The organism is Lignipirellula cremea (assembly GCF_056501455.1).
Genome location: NZ_CM151415.1, coordinates 1,618,971 through 1,637,813, shown reverse-complemented (window position 1 = coordinate 1,637,813; position 18,843 = coordinate 1,618,971). Strand labels below are relative to the sequence as shown.

Genomic DNA, 18,843 nt, shown 5'->3' with positions numbered 1-18,843 from the left:
ACGATGGGAGCGGTGATCTGGTCGCTGCTCGCGGCCGGCGCGATCGCTTCGGCGGCGCCCTTCGTGATCCATCTTCTTCTGAAAGAGAAGCCGAAGCGGTATGCCTTTCCCGCTATCCGTTTCGTCCGCCCGGGCGAGAAGCGGACGCAGCGCACGATGAAGCTGCGGCATCTGGCGCTGCTCGCGCTCAGGACGCTGCTCGTTTTCGCGATCGCCGCAGCCTTCGCGCTCGCGGCATGGCAGGCTCCCGCGGGCGCGGCGTCGGACTGGGGCGTGGCCGCCGTCGCGGCGATCGCCACGATCGTCGCCGCCTTCGTGGCCGTAGCGTCGTTCGTTACGCGACGCCCGTTGCCCCTTTCGCTGATGTTCCTGCTGATCGCGCTCGCCCTGGGCGGCGCGACGACGTGGAGCGCCGCCGTCGCCGCGACGACCCCGTCGGGTCCGCCGATCGCGACCGACGACAGCCCCGTCGTCGCCTTCTTCGCGATCGACACGGCCGAACGGATGACCTATCGCTCCGCGAACCGAACGGCGATCGAGCGTGCCCGCGAAGCCGCGAACGAAGCGCTCGCCCGATTGCCTGCCGACAGCGAGATCCTGGTTTCCGGCGGCGGCGACGAAGGCTGGATCGAACCGGTCGATCTCTCTGCGGCGTTCGAGACGATCGAGCGACTGCCGACCCGCTTCGACGCCCGGCCCCTCTCCGATCTCGTCGCGGAAGCCTTCGCCCAGGCTCAGGGGCGGACCGATAAGCCGTCCGAGATCTACGTCTTCACCGATCTCGCCCGCAGCGCGTGGACCGACGGAGATCGCGAAAAGATCGCCCAGACGTCGGCGGAAACGAACGTCCCCGTCGTGATCGTCGACGTCGGCGCGGACGAACCGCAGAACGCCGGCTTCCGCGAAATCACGCTATCGCAGACGCGTCTGGCGCCGTCGGAAACGCTGACCGTCGAGGCCACGCTTCAGGGAACCGGTCCGCAGGCGGAACGGACGGTCGAGATCACGCTCGAGGATCAGGACGCGTCGCTGCCGGTCATCGAGAACGGCGAACTGAAGACGCCGCCTCGCAAGGTGGTCGGTCGGCGCCCCGTCACGATCCCGGAGAACGGCGTCGCGAGCGTCCAGTTTTCGCTGTCGCAGCTTTCGCCCGGCCTGCATCACGGGAGCGTCCGCACGGTCGAAGCGGACGGCTGGCCCGCGGACGACGAGTTCTTCTTCACGTTCGAGGTCGAGCCCGCCTGGCCGATTCTGGTCGCAGGAGGCGCGGGGGTCGACGTCACGCCGCTGGTCGCCGCCGTCGCGCCGACGGGTTACGAGCGAACGCGTTATCACGCGGAGGTTCTTCCGCAAGCGGACGCCCTGCGGAAGCGACTGGAAGACTTCCGCGTCATCTGCCTGGTCGATCCCGATCCGCTGACCCAGGCGGAATGGAAACGCCTGTCGGACTTCGTCGAAGGAGGCGGCGGCCTGGCCGTGTTCCTCGGCAAACGCGCTCGCGGGCGCGACGGTCCCGATCCGTCGTTCCGACTGCCGGAGGCGCAGAATCTCTTGCCTGCGATTCCCGCTCGCGAGTTTCGTGCGGCGGACGGCGCCGTGATCGCTCCGACGGCGACCTCCCACCCGATCGTCGCGCCGTTGAGGGCGGCCGCCGATCGCGTTCCCTGGGGACGTTATCCCGTGGACCGGTTCTGGCAGGTCGATCCGGAACCGAACTCGATCCTGGTGCTCGCGCTCAGCGTGGCCGAGCCGCTGATTCTGGAGCGTCGCGTCGGCGAAGGGCGGACCGTTTTGTGGACGAGCCCCATCTCCGACCCGCCGCAGCGCCCCGGCCAGCCGGCGCCCTGGAACTCGCTCGCAACGGCGGAAGATCCCTGGCCCTACTTCGTGCTGGTGAACCGCACCGTCGACTTCCTCGCGCGGGCGGGCGAGGAGTCACGCAACTACCTCACGCACGAACCGGTCTCGCTGGAGAATCCGGTGCCCCCCTATCCCACGCGGTACCGACTCTTCTACGCCACGCCGAGCGGCGCCCCGATCGCACAGCCGCTCTACGCGGAGAACGAACGACTCTCGCTCTCCGGGATGGAGCGCCCCGGGCATTACCGCATTCGCGGCGTCGAAGGCCCCTCGACGCTCCGCGGCTTCAGCGTGAATCCCGGAACGAACGAAGGGGACCTCGCGCGGCTGGACGACGAAGCCCTGGCGACGTGGTTCGCGGAAGACGCTTTCCTCGTCGTGCGCGGAGCGGACGAACTCCCCCGGCGCGGCACGGGGATGCGAAGAACGTTCGAGGCCTATCCCTGGCTGCTCGGGCTGGTCGCGTTCTGCTTTCTTCTCGAGCGGACGCTCGCGCACTGGTTCTACGGCGCGCAGGCGCCCTCCTCGCGTAAAGCTCCCGCGGCGACCTCTTCCCGCGCAGCGTTCGAATCGGCCTGACGGAGTCCGGCGTGTTTCCCTGGCGTCGTTTTCATCTCGAACCCGTCTTCGGCGACGAAGCGTGGGGCTGGCTTGCGCTGGCGGGGGTCGCGATTGCGCTCGCGGCGATCGGTCTGTTCGGTCTGCGCTACGGATCGTCGCTCGGATCGGTCCCGGCCTGGAAGCGACTGCTGCTAGGCGTCGTGCAGGCGATGATCGTGTTCGTGCTGACGATGGGGATGCTGCGACCTTCCTGCGTACGCACCGATTCGCGACGGCAGACGGCGGAGATCGTCTTCGGCATCGATCGCACGCGGAGCATGACGCTGCCCGATCGGACGGGCTCGACCGACCGCTGGACCGCGCTGCAGGAGTCGCTGGAAGAGGTCCGCCCCGAACTCGAACGCCTGTCGCGGCGGTTCGAAATCAAGTTCGTCGCTTACGACGACGACCTGGAAGTTCTGCCGCAAAAGGAAGGCTTCCCGGAGTTGCCGGAGTCGCCCGACGGATCGCAGTCGGACGTCGGGTCGCCGCTGTATGACGCTCTGCTGCGCGAGCGGGGCCGCCGACCTCTGGCCTACTTCTGGCTCGGGGACGGCAGACAAACGGTTCCTTCTCCGCGGGTCTCGCTCGACCAGGTCGCGCAGCAGCTCGCCCGCGACGGGCGGCCCCTCTATACGGTCGCCTTCGGAGAACCGGGCGAATCCGCGCGAACGCGCGACGTCTCGGTCGAGAACCTGCCGGCGGAATACTTCAGCTTCGCGAAGAATGACCTGTCGATCGAAGCGGCCGTTCGTGCGGTCGGCTACGACGGCAAAGACATCCCGGTCGAACTCGAGATCCGCAACGAGGCGACCGGCGAGATCGAGAAGCAGCCGTTCGCGTCGGTCACGCCTCGTCCGGATCAGCCCGATTCGACGTACGCCGTCTCCAAAATCATCACGCCCGCGGAGCCGGGGCGATACGTGCTGACCGTGCGCGTGCCGCAGCAGCCCGAGGAACGGATCGTCAAGAACAACGAGCTCTCCGCGTTCCTGACCGTTCGCGAAGGGGGCCTTCGCGTCGCCTATATCGAGGGCGAGTTGCGGATGGAGCAGAAGTTCCTCCGCCGGACGCTCGAAGCGTCTCGCGATCTGGACGTCGAATATATCTATCTCGATCAGCGGAAACGCGATCAGTGGCCGGTCGATCTGGCGAGCCTCTTTTCCGATCCGACGTACGACGTCTTCATCCTAGGCGACGTCGATTCGATCGCCCTGCATCAGAAGGGTCGACACGAGGCGACGCTAGAAGCGTTGCGTGCGGCCATCGACCGGGGCAAGGGTCTGCTCGCGCTCGGGGGTTATCACGCCTTCGACCCGGGCGGCTACGCGCGCACGCCGCTGGACGCGGTCTATCCGATGCGGATGAACGCCCTCGCGAAGCAGGACTTCGACGCTCCGCCGGTCGCGGAGTTTCATCTTCCCGGCCCGATCGCGTTGCAGCCCGTCGAACCGAGCTTCGTCACGCGTCTGTCGGATTCGGATAACGCCGCCGCCTGGTCGGAGCTGCCGCCGCTGCTGGGCGCGAACGAGTTCGGCGCGCTGAAGCCTTCCGCCCGGGTGCTGCTGGCGTCCGAAGGGGGCGACCCGATGCTGGTCGCGTCGGAGTACGGCCGCGGCCGCGTGCTCGCCTTCGCCGGCGATTCGACCTGGCAGTGGCCGCTGCAGGGAAACGACGACGCCTACCGTCGTTTCTGGCGGCAGGCCGCGCTCTGGCTCGCGCGAAAGGAAGACGCCGATCAGGAAGAGCTATGGATCTCGCTTCCGTCTCGTCGCGTCGCGCAGGGAACGGTCGTCGATTTTCGCGCCGGCGTTCGCGACGCGCTCGGCGAGTCGCTCGATAACGTGACGCTCCAGGCGGAGGTCGTTCCGCCCGAAGGGCCAAGCGAGTCGATCGAACTGCGTCGCGACGGGGAGAGTCTCGCGGGGCAGGTCGTCCGCACGTCGGCGCCGGGCGAGTATCGCCTGCGCGTCACGGCGAAGGCGGGCGACCGCGAACTGGAACCGGTCGAGACGTCGTTCCTGGTCTTCGATCACGACGTCGAACTGGCCGCCGACGCCGCCGACCCGGAGGCCCTCGCGCGCCTGGCCGACTTCACCCGCGAAGCCGGCGGACGCGCGATCGAGCCGCGAGAACTGAAGCCTCTGCTGCAGGAACTTCTCGCGCGTCCGATCGAGACCGAGATCGAGGTGGAAACCACGTGGCGCCTCGGCGACGGCTGGCCCGACGCGTGGCTCATGTTCCTCGTCCTGTTCGGACTGCTGAGCGTCGACTGGACGTTGAGGCGGGCGTGGCGATTGCCTTAGCGGAGCGCGAAGGCGACCGGCGCCGCTGAACCTGTTCGGAGGGACCGACTGAAATTGGATACGAACGATCTGCTCGCGGAGCTGGAAGCCCATGGCGTGAGGAGGTCCAGCTACTCGATCAACTTCGACCGCCTCGATGACACGTACTGCATCCTTCAAGACGTCGATGGAAGCTGGATGACATACTACAGCGAACGCGGCAACAAGAACTTGCTGAAACGCTTCGCGAGCGAGGAAGAAGCTTGCCGCTACTTCCTGTCGTGGATGCTCAGAGATCCGTGGACCCGCCGACCGACGTAGTCAGCCGACAACCCGCCTCAGCACGGCGATTTCGACTTTCAGACAAGTCGCCGCGCGTTCTCTTCCAGCGACTCGACCAGAAACCTGATCGTCTTCTCCGCCATCGTCTCGTAGTACGCGAAGCCGTGGCCGGCGCCGGGCGACTCGAGATCGGCTTGGAACTGCACGCCGAGCGAGGCGAGCTTCATCCGCAGGCGATCGGCGCCCTCGAACCATTCCTCGTCCTGCGGACAGCAGCAGAAGAACTGGTACCGCGGATAGTCGAGCGGGTGGATGAACAGCAGGGCCGTCTCCTGCCTCGCCGCTTCCGCGTCGCGGTACATCGACCGCAAAACGGCGTCCCCCTTCTTCCACCAGTTCTGGAAGTCGAGCGCGGGCGAGACGGCGGCCACGACCGGGAACGTCCGCGGATGCTTGTACGCGATCCGCAACGCTCCCTGCCCCCCCATCGACGTGCCGAAGAGCCCCATCCGGGGAGGCTTCGCGCCGAATCGTTCCTCGATCCAGGGGAGCACGCGGTCGAGCAAGTGCCGCTCGGCCGTGACCTGCGGATCGAACTCCGGGCAAATGCAATCGGTCCACCAACTCCGCTGTGTCACCGGCGCGACGACCGGCAGGCCGTATCGCGCGAACTGCGAGCAGTAGTTCGGCTTGTCGACCAGGCGCTGCAGGTGGACGCCGTGCAGGTAGAGCAGAACCTCGCCGCTCTCGCGACGCTTCGCCGGCTCGAAGACGTCGCAGGGATGGCCGCCGACGGTTTCGACGGTCCACGTTCCGGCGGGAGCGTCCGACATCGCTGGTCGCTCCTTGTGCAATCGTTCGCAGCTCGATCGCTTGACGCGGAAGACTCGGGGGACTTACGTCCCCCGCTCAGAAAGACAGCGACAAGGTCGCGTGACTACTTCTTCATCGGGAAGAAGGGGCCGCCGTAGCGGGCGGCTGCGCCCAGTTCTTCTTCGATCTGGAGCAGGCGGTTGTACTTCGCCATCCGGTCGCTGCGCGAGGCGGAGCCGGTCTTGATCTGACCGGTGCACATCGCGACGGCGAGGTCGGCGATCGTGCTGTCCTCGGTCTCGCCCGAGCGATGGCTCGAGATGCTGGAGTACTTGTTCCGGCTCGCGAGCTGAATCGCCTGAACGGTCTCGGTCAGCGTGCCGATCTGGTTGACCTTGATCAGGATGCTGTTGGCGATCCCCTTGTCGATCCCTTCCTGCAGGCGGGTCGTGTTGGTGACGAACAGGTCGTCGCCGACCAGTTGCACCTTGTCGCCCAGCTTCTCGGTCAGCAGCTTCCAGCCGGCCCAGTCGTCTTCGGAGCAGCCGTCTTCGATCGAGCAGATCGGGTACTTGTTCGACCAGTCGACGAGCAGGTCGACCATCTCTTCGCGCTTGAGCTGCTTGCCCCGGGCTTTGTCCTTCTTGCCGTCGATGGTGTAGACGCCCTTGTGTTCGTCGTAGAACTCGGTCGCCGCGACGTCGAGGGCGATGAAGATCTGCTCGCCGAACTTGTAGCCCGCCTTGGAGACCGCCTGCGCGATCAGCTCCAGCGCCTCGCCGTTGCTGCCGAGATCGGGCGCGAAGCCGCCTTCGTCGCCGACCGACGTGTTCAGGCCCTTGCTCTTCAGCACGCCCTTCAGTTCGTGGAAGATCTCCACGCCCGCGCGAAGCGCGTCGCTGAACCGCTCGAAGCCGAGCGGCATGACCATGAACTCCTGCACGTCGACGGAGTTATCCGCGTGCTGGCCGCCGTTGACGATGTTCATCATCGGGGCGGGAAGCAGCGTCGCGCCGACGCCGCCCAAGTAACGATACAGCGGCTGGCCGGTGAACTCCGCGGCAGCCTTCGCCGTCGCGAGCGACACGCCCAGGATCGCGTTCGCGCCGAGGTTCTTCTTGTTCGGCGTGCCGTCGAGTTCGCACATCCGCAGGTCGAGCCCGGCCTGATCGAGGGCGTCCCAGCCGATCAGGTTTTCCGCGAGCGGACCATTGATGTTTTCGATCGCCTTGAGAACGCCCTTGCCCTTGTAGGTCTTGTCGTCCTTGTCGCGCAGCTCCCAGGCCTCGTGCTTACCCGTGCTGGCGCCGCTCGGAACGGCCGCGCGGCCGAACGAACCGTCTTCCAGGGTGACGTCGACCTCGACCGTCGGGTTGCCGCGACTGTCGAGAATCTGGCGGCCGTGGATGTTGACGATCGAACGCATGAGGGGCTCCCGAGGACGAGTGCGACGGTTTTCGCGAAGACGGCGTCCGACCCCTCGACGAACGAAGGGACGGAAAGCGGCCATTTTGGGAGAATCAGGCCCGATTGGCTAGCGGGCGAGCGGAGTCGTCCGCCACGAACTCTCCTGCGAATTCGCCTGACCGGAAGGCGCGAAGCTATGGCTGCATGCCTGGAAAAGGCAGTTCCTGCCACGCCTCGGGCAGCGGCGCTTCGAGGCGAATGGGCTCCTTCGTCATCGGATGTTCGAACGCGGTGCGGCGAGCATGAAGGGCGATGAGCCGCTCGCGCTCGTCGTCGGACGCGGGTCCGAAGGCGGTGGCCGCGCCGTAGAAGAAGTCGCCGAGGATGGGCGTGCCGCGAGTGGAGGCCTGCACGCGGATCTGGTGCGTGCGTCCGGTGACGAGTTCGATCTCCAGCCAGGTTCGACCGGGCGCGCGACCGAGCACGCGATAGTTCAAAATCGCGATCTTCCCCTCCGGATGATCGTGGGGGACGACCTCACTCCGCGGCTGATCGGGGATCTTCCGGAGATAGTCGGACCAGGTTCCGGATTCCTCGGCGATCTCGCCCTCGACGACGGCCCAGTAGACCTTCTCGATCCGGCGATCCTCGAACTGCTTCCCGATCCGCTGCGCCGCTCGCACGTGCTTGGCCAGAATGATCGCTCCCGAGACGGGTCGATCGAGCCGGTGCGTGACCGCGAGGTAAACCTTTCCCGGCTTCTCGTCGCGGGTCTTCAGGAACTTCTTGACCCGCGTCTCCAGGCTATCGATGCCGGGAGGCGCCTGCGTCAGCAGACCGCCCGGCTTGTCGACGACCAGGACCGGCCCGTCCTCCAGCAGGATCGAGAAACCTTCAGGCTGCATCGGACGGAGGCGATCGAGAGGGCGGCGGCAGGCGGTGACTCAGACAGGCGACGAGGGTAGTCCCGTCGCACGACGCTGTCGACCGGCCGCCTCCCTACCGGATGATGCCCGCGGCTTTCCGTCCGTCCCGATCGTGCAGCAGGTTATCGACGATCGTCTGGATCAGCGTCGCCGGTTCCTCGGTCGTGATCAGGAAGAAACAGAACATCATCTCCGCGTCGGTCTCGTCCCCCCACTTCACGTCCTTCGGCGGCAAGGTCGGGTTCGACGGGTTCCCCTCGGAGTTGTCGAACGAAGCCGTCGCCTCCAGTCGCGTCCCCTTCGGCAGCTTGAAGGGCCGCTCGAAGTAGTACTCGTCCTGCCAGTTGTAGACCCAGTTTTCGACGTCGATGATCGTGAATTCTTCGCCCGAGGGAAGAATGGCCTTCGCTTTCATCGACTTGCCGAGCAGGTGCATGTGCGGCACCACGCCGACCATCGTGACGTCGCGCGGCAGGACGTACGAGGTCGTCCGGCGGTAGTCGCTTTCGCCCGCGGGAATGTCCAGGCCGTAGTCCGACGCCCAGATCGTCGCCACCAAACGGTTGGGTTTTTTGAGCGCCTCCGACACGGGCTCGTCGACGAAGTAGATCCCGACGCGGGAGCGATCGGTCTCGGGCTTGCCGGTCGGGTGATAGTGAATCTGCATCACGACGTCGGACGTCTTCCTCACATGGCGACCCATGCCGTTCGGCAGCGGTCGGGGCGTGTTGCCGGGCGACCAGCCGCCGAGACCGCCGGACGGTGCGAACCCGGGTCCTCCGAAGCGTCCGTATCCCAGTTCGGGCGTCGCCGCGTCGAGTTTACGCGCCCGCTGGCTGTCGTCGAGAAACAGCAGACAGTGATGGACCACGCGGGGATTGCCCGGGACGAATTCGATCGCCGCGACGAGTTTGTCCTCCGTCAGTCCTTCGATCGGCAGCACGAAGTTCTGCAGGATGTCCGGCCCGTCCGCGGGAATCTCGAAGTCCGACGGCATTTCGAGCACCAGGTCCGGCTCGCCCATCCGCCAGCCGACCGCGAACTTGGGCGCGGGGGGCAGATCGGCTTCGTCGCCGAGGGCCCGTCCGCCGTCGGCCCAGCGCTTCAGGATGGAAAGCTCGGCCTCGGTCAGTCGGCGATCGCCGACGAACTTGCCGTGACTGGCCGACGGAATCCACGGCGGCATGATCCGGTCGTGGGTGACCTCGACGATCTGGCCCGCCCGCTTGGCCGCGTCCTCGTACGACTCCAGAGGGAAGGGAGCGACCTGACCTGCGCGATGGCAGTCGACGCACCGCGCTCGCAGGATCGGCGCCACGTCGCGACAGTAGGTGACCTCCGCTTCGCCATCCGCGGGCGACCATTTTTCGACGAGGCATCCGACGGGAGTCGTGCGTGCTTCGTCGACCGGCTTGCCCTCGACCGCCGCGGCGATCGCGCTGGCCAGCCAAGTCTTCGTCGCCTGCGGCTTCCGGCGCCCGATCTCGCCCCAGACGTCGTCGATCGCGCCGCGATAGACGAGCGCTCCGTCCGCGTCGAGGACGAACGCCTCCGGCACGTGCGTCGGGCCCAGGGCTTCCTGCAGCTGACCTGAAGAGTCGAACAGGATCGGGAACTTCGCCTGGTATTCGTCGAAGTGGCGTTCCGCTTCGGCTCGCGTAATCGAGCGATCGGAAACGACGCCGAGCAGTTCGACCCGCTCCGCGTCGAGCGCCTCGTGCAGACGATTCAGCGTCGGGACGTAGGAGTTCGCGATCGGGCATTCCGTCGACAGGAACACGAACGCCCGAACGCGGGCGCCATCGTTCTGCCGAAGATCGCGTCCGTTTCCGGCCAGATCGACGAGGGCGAAATCGATGGCAGGCTTCACTTCCGCGACGGGATCGGAGGCCGCTGCGACGCCGACTTCGTCGGCTTCAACCGCCCGATCGTCGAAAACGCCGGACAGCGTGACCAGGAGGATCGCTAGAACGAAGAAGCGGGAAAGGCGTTGCATGAAGCGATCCTTCGGAAGTCCGTACTGACGATCCGTCTTACTCTGCCGACGAGCGAAAGGTTTCGCTGTCGGACAACTGCTGGCCCTTGCTCGGACAATCCGCCATTCTCCCGCGCGAGGCCCGGAACTCGAATACGAAAAACGGGCGACCGAATGACTCGGGCGCCCGCTTGGAATTCTGATTCGCGCGGCCCGCCCGGACGGCGAGCCCCGTTCGTCAGATTTCGCTTTCCTTGGGAACGACGTACGGCGCGCGGTAATCGCGGGTGAGCATCTCGTTCGCGTCGGCGTTGTTCTTGAAGGTCTCCGTCTCCGGATCCATGGCCAGGATCGGGCCGACGCCGATCTTGGTCTTGGTCAGATCGACGTTGTTGTCCTTCAGGTGCTGGGCGAAGCGTTCCATCGTCGCGGCGTTGTCGTCGGTCGACTTCACTGCCTTGATCGCCTCCAGCGCCGCCTCGCCGGACATCTCTTCGCCCAGGCGATAGGAGATGTTGCCCGTGTGGCACAGCGCGCTGGAGAGGTGACCCTCCAGGATGTCGCCGTTCAGGTCCTCGTGCTTGCCCGACCGGACCGCCTTGACGAAGTTGTCGTAGTGGTTCTGGTCGCTGCCGCCGCTGAAGGACTTGATCTCCTTGCCGTCCTTGTCGAAGGCGGTCGCGTTCGAGTAGCTCGGGACGACCATGTAGCCGTTCTCGCCTTCGAAGATGACGCCGACCTTCGCGCCCTTGTAGGCGTCGGTCTTCAGACCGCGGACTTCGAACACCAGGCTCTTCGGACCGTAGCCGTAGATGCAGACCTGCGTGTTCGCGGTCTCGCCGGCGTCTTCGTAGCCGAAGCGTCCGCCGTAGGAGAACACGCTCTCGGAAAGGGCGTTCGCGCCGAGACCCCAGCGGGCGATGTCGACCTGATGGATGCCCTGGTTGCCCAGGTCGCCGTTGCCGCAAGTCCACTGCCAGTGCCAGTCGTAGTGGAACTTCGGCCGGGTCAGCGGCTCCATCTGGGCGGGGCCCAGGTAGAGCGAATAGTCGACCGATTCCGGCGGCTGGTACTCGCCGCGCGGCCCGATCGAGCCGCGGGGCTTGTAGCAGAGTCCGCGGGCGAGCGTCAGTTCGCCGATCCCGCCGTCGTGGAGCCAGGTCATCGCTTCGCGAAGCCCCGGGTTCGAGCGGGACTGCGTTCCGGCCTGGCAGATCTTGCCGTACTTCCGCGCGACCTGGACGCAGCGTCGTCCTTCGGAAACGTTATGGCTGACCGGCTTTTCGACGTAGACGTGCTTTCCGGCCTGCATGGCCCAGATCGCGGAGAGCGAATGCCAGTGGTTCGGCGTCGCGACCGAGACGCAGTCGATCGTGTCGTCGTCGAAGAGCTGCCGCATGTCCTGCACGTACTCGACGCGCGAACCCTGCCGCTTGGAGATTTCCTCCGCACGCTTTTCGCCGACGTTCGTGTCCGCGTCGCAGACGTGCGTGACGACCGTATCTTCGCGTTCGAGGAAGCCGCCGACATGGCTCATGCCGCGGCCGTTGACGCCGATCACGGCGACGTGCAGTCGGGAATTCGGACCTTTGTCGCCGGTCGGTTCGTCGGCGCGGATCAGTCGGGGCGTCGATGCGACGGCAGCGGCGGCTGCCGCGGCGAACATCGAGTCTTCCAGGAATCGACGGCGGTCGCGTCTCATCGGGGAGGCTCCTGAGGGCGGGAAGGGTTGCATAAGAAGTATCATCCTACACCCGCGGAGCGGGCGTCGGCGACTCGCAAACGGGATTTTCCGGCGACCTCTTTCCCCTTGACTGGAGAGCTGGCTCTCCAGGGTCGATAGACAGACTCCCCGGAAAAAAGCGCTGAATCGTTGCAATCGGCTCTCCCCACCGTTCCAATGGCGACGAAACAATCGCATCCATGATCGCCCCCGCTCTCTCAGGATCCCCCCATGAAGAAACTCGTCGCTAATCTCGCCGTCGCCGCTTTCGCCTTCGTCGCCGTGATGGCGTTCGCCGCCGACGAAGCCAAGGCTCCCAAGGTCGCGTGCCCCGTTTCGGGTCAGCCGGCGAAGGCCGAGCACACGGTCGACTACAAGGGCGGCAAGACGCAGTTCTGCTGCCCGAACTGCCCCAAGGCGTTCAGCGCCGATCCGGCGAAGTTCGCGGTCAAGGCCAACCATCAGCTCGCGCTGACCGACCAGGCCACGCAGGTCGCCTGCCCCTTTACCGGCGGCAAGCTGAACGCGGAGAAGAAGGCTGACGTCGCCGGCGTCTCGGTCGTCTTCTGCTGCGGCAACTGCGAAGCGAAGGCGAAGGCCGCCTCGGCCGAAGACCTGCTCGCCAAGACCTTCAGCGACGAAGCCTTCGCCAAGGCCTTCAAGGTCGGCGAAGCCGAAGCGAAGTAGTTCGCATCCGCGTCGATCCGACGCGGCGGAACGCGAGAGTCCACGAGCCCGGCCTGTCAGGTCGGGCTTTTTTCGTAGGCGGAGTCGCCGAAGTCCCAGGCGAGCGGAGGGTGTCAGCCCTCCGTGTTCGCTTCGCATCGACGATCGACAGATTTCGGAACAAAGGGAGAGTTGGCGTCGCTCCGTTCGACTGGAATTCTCTCGCCGAGTTCGAGTCGCCGTGTCGTGAAGCGATGATGTCGTTGTTCGAAAAAAGACGACGTCGTCTTGCCTGCGCTCTCGCTCGTCCGTCACGGATTCGTCGGGAAACAGGCTCGCGCTGCCGGCTGGAGCCTGACTTCGGAATCGTCGGGGAGGTTTACCGGGCCGGCGGAGACCGCGTCGTGCGGGCGTCGGCTTCTTGGAGACGCAGGGACCGGTTTGCGTCTCGCGTACGGTCGGCGGAAGAACCCAGATCGCGGCGGCATCATCCCGTCCGCGTTCTCGGTTCCGGCCCGTCGATCGGGGCAGATCTCCCAACGTGACCGGCGAGTCCTGTCGCCGAACGATTCTCAAGCGGAGTCGTCCGGGCAGCGCATGTGCCTGCCTCGTCGCTCCGTCATCCGACTTTCCGCAGTTCGCGGGGCGGTCGCCGAGGGTTCGGCGCCGGTTCCCGCGAACGGACAAGCGCTTGTGCCTTCTGAGGCCAGAGCGCCTGCGACCAGGACGAAGTTGCAACCCGCCCCGGCTGAAAGAAGGTTACGCGCGGAGGGTCCTGAAAAGCGACACTTTTCTTCGGCCCTTCGCGGCCGCCGACTCACCGATAATCCATGTGCGACGTGACCTCGACCTCGGCGCCTCCGCACCACAGGAAGACGACGAACCGATGGAACGGCAACAGGACGAGTTTGTTCCCCTCGAGTCCTTGGAGCGTTCCGTTCTGCCGCTCGACCACGACGAACGGAGCTGGCGACGTGCGCGACGCCGTCAATCCCGCATAACGAATCGTGTAGACCCAGGCCGAAATGTAGGCTCCGGCCAGCAGGAAGATCGCCGCAAGTGTCGCGACAACTGGCTTCCACGATCGCGAATCGTTCTCCGACATCGAACTGGCGCTCCTTAGACCAGGACGGCCTCGTCCAGCGCGCTCTTCCGGCGGCGCCGATCGCATCCGAGCTCCCGGCTCATGTCGTGCCGGCAGCGGGACTTCTCTTGGGCCGCAGCGTGCGATCGCTTTAAGATGACGGATAGGGGACTCCCGGTCCAATAGCGTTCGCCCCCTTGGGCGAGCGCCAAACTCTCCGGCGGATACGCAATGGCGGCTTGGCTCATTCTGACGACCGCTCTCGCCTGGCAACCTGTCCCGCCCGTCGCGGCGAACGCGGACGTTCTGGTCGTCTCTCCGCCGGCCTACCGCGCGGCGCTGCGCCCCTGGCTCGAATATCGCGCCACCCAGGGGCATGTGCTCGCCTTCGCCGCGAATCCCTCCTCGGCGACCGACCTTCAGGCGGAGATCCGCGCGCGTCACGCCGCGGGCGGTCTGAAGACGCTCCTGATCGTCGGCGACGTACCCGACGAGAAAGCGACCTCGCGCAACCGCGCCGGCGTTCCCTCGTTCACGATTCCCGCCAGGATCAACGTCCGCTTCGGTTCGACGCCGGAAATCGGGACCGATCTTCCTTATGCCGACGTCGACGACGACGGCGTCCCGGACCTCGCGCTCGGTCGCTGGCCGGTCGATTCGCCAGAAGAAGTCGCGACGTACGTCCGGCGCTCGCTCGCCTACGAGAGCCGGCTCGATCAGGGTTCGTTCGAAGAGACCGCCTGGCAGCGGGAGATCGACGTCGTCTGCGGCGTGGGGGGGTTCGGCTGGCTGGTCGACAAGCTGCTGGAGGACGTGACCAAGAAGCTCCTCGTGGAAGAGATCCCTGCGGAGTACGACGTCCGCGTGACGTACGCCAACTGGCGCAGCCCCTTCTGCCCCGATCCGAGGGCGTTCGGCGAGCGGGTCGTTTCGCGAATCGAAAGCGGTCCCCTGTTCTGGGTCTACGTGGGGCATGGCCATCGCCGGACGCTCGACCGTCTGCACGTCGAGGGGGATCACTTTCCGATTCTCGACGAGACGACCTGCGACTTTCGCGGCCAGGCGCCGGGGCGCTCGATCGCGGTGCTGCTGGCCTGCTTCGCCGGGGCGTTCGACCATGAGGAGGACTGCCTCGCCGAGTCGATGCTGCGCGACGAGGAAGGTCCGGTCGCGGTGATCGCCTCCTCCCGCGTCGCGATGCCGTACGCCATGAGCGTGCTCGCCCGCGGCATGATGCACGAGCGCTTCTCGGGAGGCGATCAGACGCTGGGGGAACTGTTGCTGGCGGCCAAGCGTCAGATGTCCGCGCCGGTCGAGAACCCCGACGAGACGCGGAAGCTGATGGACACGCTCGCGCGGGCGATGAGTCCTCACCGGGACGAGCTTCAGGCCGAACTCGACGAGCACCAGGCCCTGTTCCATCTGCTCGGCGATCCGCTGCTGCGACTTCCCCGACAGGAATCGCTGAAGCTGGCCGCGCCGGCGGAAGCGGCTCCCGGGGCGACGATCGAGATCGCGGCGGACCTGCTCCCCGCCGACGTCTGCCGGCTGGAACTGGTCGCCAAGCGGGACGGACGCCGGCATGACGTCCCTTATCGCGGCGGCGACGTCTACGCCTCCGACTGGAGCGACTGGACGCGGAACCACGAACTGGCGAACGACAAGTCGTGGGAGACGTGGAACCTGTCGCTCGACCGGGCGACGAACAAGCTCGCACTAGCCCTTCCCGCAGACGCCGTCGGCGACTGCTACCTGCGCTGCATCGTCAGCCGCGACGGCAAGATCATCTGCACCGCGGCGCCGATCCGGATCGCGGCCCCGCAGAGCGAATGAACTGCGACCCGAGAGGCTCCGCGCCCGTTCCCCGCGTCAAAGCGTGTAAAGAACCGCGATGCCGGCGAAGTAGACGACCAGCACGGCGACCGAGTCGTATCCCATCCCCAGGACGGTCTGGTCGCGTCGTTCGAGAATGCCCCAGAGATAGAGACTGGTGACGACGATGCCGACCGAGGCCAGGAACGAGGCCGACGGATCGAGAGCGTCGAACACGGGGCCGCTACGGGAGGCGAGTTCCGCGGGAAGAAACAGTGCGATCGAGATGCTGTTCGTCCCTAGGATGTTCGCGGCAGCCATCGAATAGGAACCGTAGCGAACGGCGGAAATCGTCGTGCTGACTTCGGGCAGGCTGGTGGCGATCGCTACCAGCGTCGCCCCGACGAAATTCTGGCCGAGACCTGACTGGGCGGCGATCGCCTCGCCTGTCTTCGCGACCAGGAATCCGCCGCAGAGAACGGCGAACGATGCGAGAGCGAAGTAGCCGGCGATGCGGGCGGTCGAGACGCTTTCATATCGCTCGTCGCGGACTTGCTTTAGATCGCGCGCGGACTCCGGGGGACGGGCAACCTCGCCCTTCGGTTCCCACCGCGAACGGCTCTCGTAGCGATACACGATCCACAGCGAGGCGGCGTAAGCGACGAAGAGCAGGATCGGCCAGACGCCGATCCCGGCGAAACTGAACAACTCGCCGCTGACGATCGCGGCCGACGCCAGCGCGAGGAGGGCGATCGACATCACCCCCGTCATTAAAATCGACGCGTGGGGAGAGAACGCGGTCAGCGCCCGGCCGCGCAGAAAGAACGCGTCGACCGCCGCCAGTACGGCGACCTGCATCGCGATCCCGCCGAGCAGGTTCGTCCCCGCCAGTCTCGTCGCGCCGGAGAAAGAGGCCGTAAGCGTCGTGGCCAGTTCCGGCAGACTCGTCGCGCCCCCGAGGAACAGGGCGCCCGCGAAGGCATGCCCCAGCTTCGTTCGATCGGCGAACGTATCGACGTAGCCGCTCAGCTTCGTGCCTGCGATCCAGACGACCAGCGCGCCGCCTGCGAAGATCGCTAGGTTGACGAAGAGCGAAAACTCGGAGAAATCGACCATCGGCTCGAAGGGGCCGTCGGCAAAAGCCGGAGGAACGGAGGCGGTGCGCTCGTTCTTGACCGGAGGACGTCGACCCTCTGAATCGATCGCTACGAACAGCTCATGCCTCGGGGGACTGACGTCCCCCGCTCAGAAAGGAGTCGACGCAGCGACGCTACTTCGCTTCCAGCGTTTCTTTCAATCCCGGCACGTCATCCTCGCCTTGCGGGATCTCGAACTCGGCGCCGGCGAAGGCGTCGTCGATCGCCTGAAAGCGTCCGCCGAGGTTCTCGGCCAGGAACGCTTCGGCGATGGCGTAGAAGGCGAAGCGGTTCTCGGGCTTGGCGAAGCCGTGGCCTTCCTTCGGGAACAGGACGTAGATTACCGGGATCTTCTTCTCGGCCATCGCTTCGACGATCTGATCCGCCTCGGCCTGCTTCACGCGGGGGTCCTGAGCGCCCTGGCCGATCAGGAGCGGACGCTCGATCTTCTCGACGATCTGCAACGGCGAACGCGAGAGCAGGAATTCGCGACCTTCGTCGGTCGTCCAGTCGCCGACGCGACGCTTCATGACCGGCATGAAGGGCGCCCAGTAGGGAGGCGGATTCTCCAGCAGCGTCACCAGGCTCGACGGACCGACGATATCGACGCCGCAGGCGAAGGTCGTCGGCGTGAACGTCAGGCCCACGAGCGTGGCGTAGCCGCCGTAGCTGCCGCCCATGATGGCGATCTTGTCCTTGACGGCGATCTTCTCCTTCACGGCCCACTCGACGGCGTCGAGCAGATCGTTGTGCATGTCGCCCGCCCATTCCTTGTCGGCGGCGTTCAGGAATTCCTTGCCGAAGCCGGTCGACCCGCGGTAGTTCACGCTCAACACGGCGTAGCCGCGGTTGGCGAGCAACTGATGTTCCGGGTCGAAGCCCCAGCTATCGCGGGCCCAGGGTCCGCCATGCACGAGCAGCACCATCGGCAGCGGCTCGTTCGGCACGCCGTCGCCGTCCTCGTCCGTATGCTTCGGCAACGACAGGTAGGCGACCAGGTTCATCCCGTCCCGCGCCGGGATCACCCGCGGATGCATCTGCACCAGCGGCAGCTTTTCCAGTTCGGGCTGGCTGGTGAAGAGGAAGTCCGCCTTCTGGGCCGCGCGATCGTAGACGTAGAACTTCACCGGCCCGTCGTCGGTCAGAAACGCGACGGTCCAGATGTTGTCGTCCAGCGAACGGCTGGTGACCTGGATCTCGCCCCGGGCGACGTTCGACAGGAAGTCGATATCCTTCTTGAAACCTTCGTCGAGAAACTTCCAGGTCTGACGATCGTAGGTGAACGAGACGGCCTGAACGGTCTTCTCGATCGGGTGCAGCACGACGTCCGAGATGTCCGCCCGATCGTCCTCCGCGATCAGCTTTTCCTCGCCTGTTTCCAGGTTCACGGTCTTGAGCGCGGCCGTGTTCCGCCCGCGACTGTCGAGCATGTAGAGGACGTTCCCGCTCTTGTCGAAGCCGGCCGGACCGGTCGTCATCGCGTCTTCGGGACCGATCTCGATGTAGGGCTTCCAGCCGTTCTCGGCCTCCTCGTCGGGCAGCAGCAGCAACTGCCCCGCGTCGGGCGTGTAGGTGATCGCCATTCGCACGCGGTAGTCGTCGTCCGTCAGGAATCCCGCGAAGCCCGGGTTCTCCTGGATGAGCTTTCGTTCGCCCGAGAGCAGGTCGATCTCGTAAACGTCGTGGACCTGGTGCGGCGCCCGGTCGTTCAGGCCGACGAGGATCTTCGTCGGGAACTTCTCGTCGACCTCCATCACCTCGGCGGTCGTCTCTTCGTAGGGCGTCAGGTCGCGCGGCTCTCCGCCGTTCTTGAGATCGACGATGAAGAGGTGGAAGTTCTCGTCGCCGTCCTTGTCCTGCGAATAGAGCAGGTGCTCGTTCGTGTAGGCCCAGAAGAACTCGCGAATCCCTCGGCCCCGGTCGTTCGTGACCGGCCTCGCATTTTCCAGATCGCCCAGTTCGGCGACCCAGACGTTGAGCACGCCTTCGTGCGGTGCGAGAAACGCGACCTGCTTGCCGTCGTGACTGATCCGGGCGCGGGCCTTCTCCGGGTTGCCGAAGAATTTTTCCCGCGGGATCAGCTCCACCGGCTCGGCCGCGGACAGGGCTTGCGAGGGAGTTCCCACGGAAGCGATCAGTGCGGAAAGCGCGAACGCCGCTGGGGCGAACGTCATCGAAAGACGGGCGAAACGCATGCAGTTACCTCCGTGTCCGGTCAGCCTCGATACCATGGTTTCGTCGAGCGGCCGCGGAAGCGCGAGGCCGACGAACCTG

At 65.8% G+C, this 18,843-nt stretch carries 13 protein-coding genes; 5 read left to right on the top strand and 8 right to left on the bottom strand.

The genetic code is table 11. The annotated features are described in order from the left end of the window. Window positions 1–12: 12 nt before the first annotated feature. The 3 genes from SH602x_RS06370 to SH602x_RS06360 are packed head-to-tail and all read left to right on the top strand — an operon-like array spanning window position 13 to window position 5,066. Window positions 13–2,439, top strand: coding sequence for a BatA domain-containing protein (locus SH602x_RS06370; protein ID WP_479475988.1), 2,427 nt, complete (start codon window positions 13–15; stop codon window positions 2,437–2,439). Window positions 2,440–2,450: 11 nt separating this feature from the next. Beyond that, the gene (locus tag SH602x_RS06365) at window positions 2,451–4,766 is read left to right on the top strand and encodes a glutamine amidotransferase (RefSeq protein ID WP_479475987.1); all 2,316 of its coding nucleotides are present in this window, start codon (window positions 2,451–2,453) and stop codon (window positions 4,764–4,766) included. Window positions 4,767–4,820: 54 nt separating this feature from the next. After that, on the top strand, window positions 4,821–5,066 hold the full coding sequence (locus SH602x_RS06360; RefSeq protein WP_479475986.1) for a hypothetical protein: 246 nt from the start codon (window positions 4,821–4,823) through the stop codon (window positions 5,064–5,066). A 38-nt stretch (window positions 5,067–5,104) separates the two neighbouring features. On the opposite strand, the gene SH602x_RS06355 is transcribed toward SH602x_RS06360, so the two are convergent. From SH602x_RS06355 to SH602x_RS06335, 5 genes are all read right to left on the bottom strand, one after another. Beyond that, window positions 5,105–5,860: an alpha/beta hydrolase-fold protein gene (locus SH602x_RS06355; RefSeq protein WP_479475985.1), complete on the bottom strand. Its 756-nt coding sequence runs from the start codon at window positions 5,858–5,860 to the stop codon at window positions 5,105–5,107. 104 nt (window positions 5,861–5,964) lie between these two features. Further along, the gene (gene eno, locus SH602x_RS06350; protein ID WP_479475984.1) at window positions 5,965–7,266 is read right to left on the bottom strand and encodes a phosphopyruvate hydratase; all 1,302 of its coding nucleotides are present in this window, start codon (window positions 7,264–7,266) and stop codon (window positions 5,965–5,967) included. A 175-nt stretch (window positions 7,267–7,441) separates the two neighbouring features. Continuing rightward, entirely contained in the window at window positions 7,442–8,152 is a 711-nt protein-coding gene (locus SH602x_RS06345; protein ID WP_479475983.1) for an RluA family pseudouridine synthase, read from the bottom strand. A 94-nt stretch (window positions 8,153–8,246) separates the two neighbouring features. Continuing rightward, the gene (locus SH602x_RS06340) at window positions 8,247–10,169 is read right to left on the bottom strand and encodes a redoxin domain-containing protein (RefSeq protein ID WP_479475982.1); all 1,923 of its coding nucleotides are present in this window, start codon (window positions 10,167–10,169) and stop codon (window positions 8,247–8,249) included. Between the two features lie 217 nt (window positions 10,170–10,386). After that, window positions 10,387–11,850 carry a Gfo/Idh/MocA family protein gene (locus tag SH602x_RS06335; protein ID WP_479475981.1) on the bottom strand — a complete coding sequence of 488 codons (1,464 nt, stop codon included), beginning with the start codon at window positions 11,848–11,850 and terminating at the stop codon, window positions 10,387–10,389. A 252-nt stretch (window positions 11,851–12,102) separates the two neighbouring features. Between SH602x_RS06335 and SH602x_RS06330 the strand changes: the two genes are divergently transcribed. Next, on the top strand, window positions 12,103–12,558 hold the full coding sequence (locus SH602x_RS06330) for a hypothetical protein (protein WP_479475980.1): 456 nt from the start codon (window positions 12,103–12,105) through the stop codon (window positions 12,556–12,558). Between the two features lie 796 nt (window positions 12,559–13,354). On the opposite strand, the gene SH602x_RS06325 is transcribed toward SH602x_RS06330, so the two are convergent. Beyond that, a complete protein-coding gene (locus SH602x_RS06325) occupies window positions 13,355–13,642 on the bottom strand; it encodes a hypothetical protein (RefSeq protein ID WP_479475979.1) in 288 nt (95 codons plus the stop codon). Between the two features lie 210 nt (window positions 13,643–13,852). On the opposite strand from SH602x_RS06325, the gene SH602x_RS06320 reads away from it, so the two are divergent. Next, entirely contained in the window at window positions 13,853–15,454 is a 1,602-nt protein-coding gene (locus tag SH602x_RS06320) for a C25 family cysteine peptidase (RefSeq protein ID WP_479475978.1), read from the top strand. A 36-nt stretch (window positions 15,455–15,490) separates the two neighbouring features. On the opposite strand, the gene SH602x_RS06315 is transcribed toward SH602x_RS06320, so the two are convergent. Both SH602x_RS06315 and SH602x_RS06310 read right to left on the bottom strand, forming a co-directional pair. Further along, complete coding sequence (locus SH602x_RS06315) at window positions 15,491–16,549, bottom strand: sodium:calcium antiporter (RefSeq protein WP_479475977.1); 1,059 nt, start codon at window positions 16,547–16,549, stop codon at window positions 15,491–15,493. A 154-nt stretch (window positions 16,550–16,703) separates the two neighbouring features. Continuing rightward, on the bottom strand, window positions 16,704–18,764 hold the full coding sequence (locus SH602x_RS06310) for a S9 family peptidase (protein ID WP_479475976.1): 2,061 nt from the start codon (window positions 18,762–18,764) through the stop codon (window positions 16,704–16,706). Between the last annotated feature and the right edge of the window lie 79 nt (window positions 18,765–18,843).

Excerpts from the sequence above, each read along its gene's own strand:
- SH602x_RS06355 (WP_479475985.1), bottom strand. The coding sequence starts at position 5,860 with ATGTCGGACGCTCCCGCCGGAACGTGGACCGTCGAAACCGTCGGCGGC.
- SH602x_RS06310 (WP_479475976.1), bottom strand. The coding sequence starts at position 18,764 with ATGCGTTTCGCCCGTCTTTCGATGACGTTCGCCCCAGCGGCGTTCGCG.
- SH602x_RS06345 (WP_479475983.1), bottom strand. The coding sequence starts at position 8,152 with ATGCAGCCTGAAGGTTTCTCGATCCTGCTGGAGGACGGGCCGGTCCTG.
- SH602x_RS06330 (WP_479475980.1), top strand. The coding sequence starts at position 12,103 with ATGAAGAAACTCGTCGCTAATCTCGCCGTCGCCGCTTTCGCCTTCGTC.
- SH602x_RS06340 (WP_479475982.1), bottom strand. The coding sequence starts at position 10,169 with ATGCAACGCCTTTCCCGCTTCTTCGTTCTAGCGATCCTCCTGGTCACG.
- eno (WP_479475984.1), bottom strand. The coding sequence starts at position 7,266 with ATGCGTTCGATCGTCAACATCCACGGCCGCCAGATTCTCGACAGTCGC.
- SH602x_RS06320 (WP_479475978.1), top strand. The coding sequence starts at position 13,853 with ATGGCGGCTTGGCTCATTCTGACGACCGCTCTCGCCTGGCAACCTGTC.
- SH602x_RS06315 (WP_479475977.1), bottom strand. The coding sequence starts at position 16,549 with ATGGTCGATTTCTCCGAGTTTTCGCTCTTCGTCAACCTAGCGATCTTC.
- SH602x_RS06335 (WP_479475981.1), bottom strand. The coding sequence starts at position 11,850 with ATGAGACGCGACCGCCGTCGATTCCTGGAAGACTCGATGTTCGCCGCG.
- SH602x_RS06325 (WP_479475979.1), bottom strand. The coding sequence starts at position 13,642 with ATGTCGGAGAACGATTCGCGATCGTGGAAGCCAGTTGTCGCGACACTT.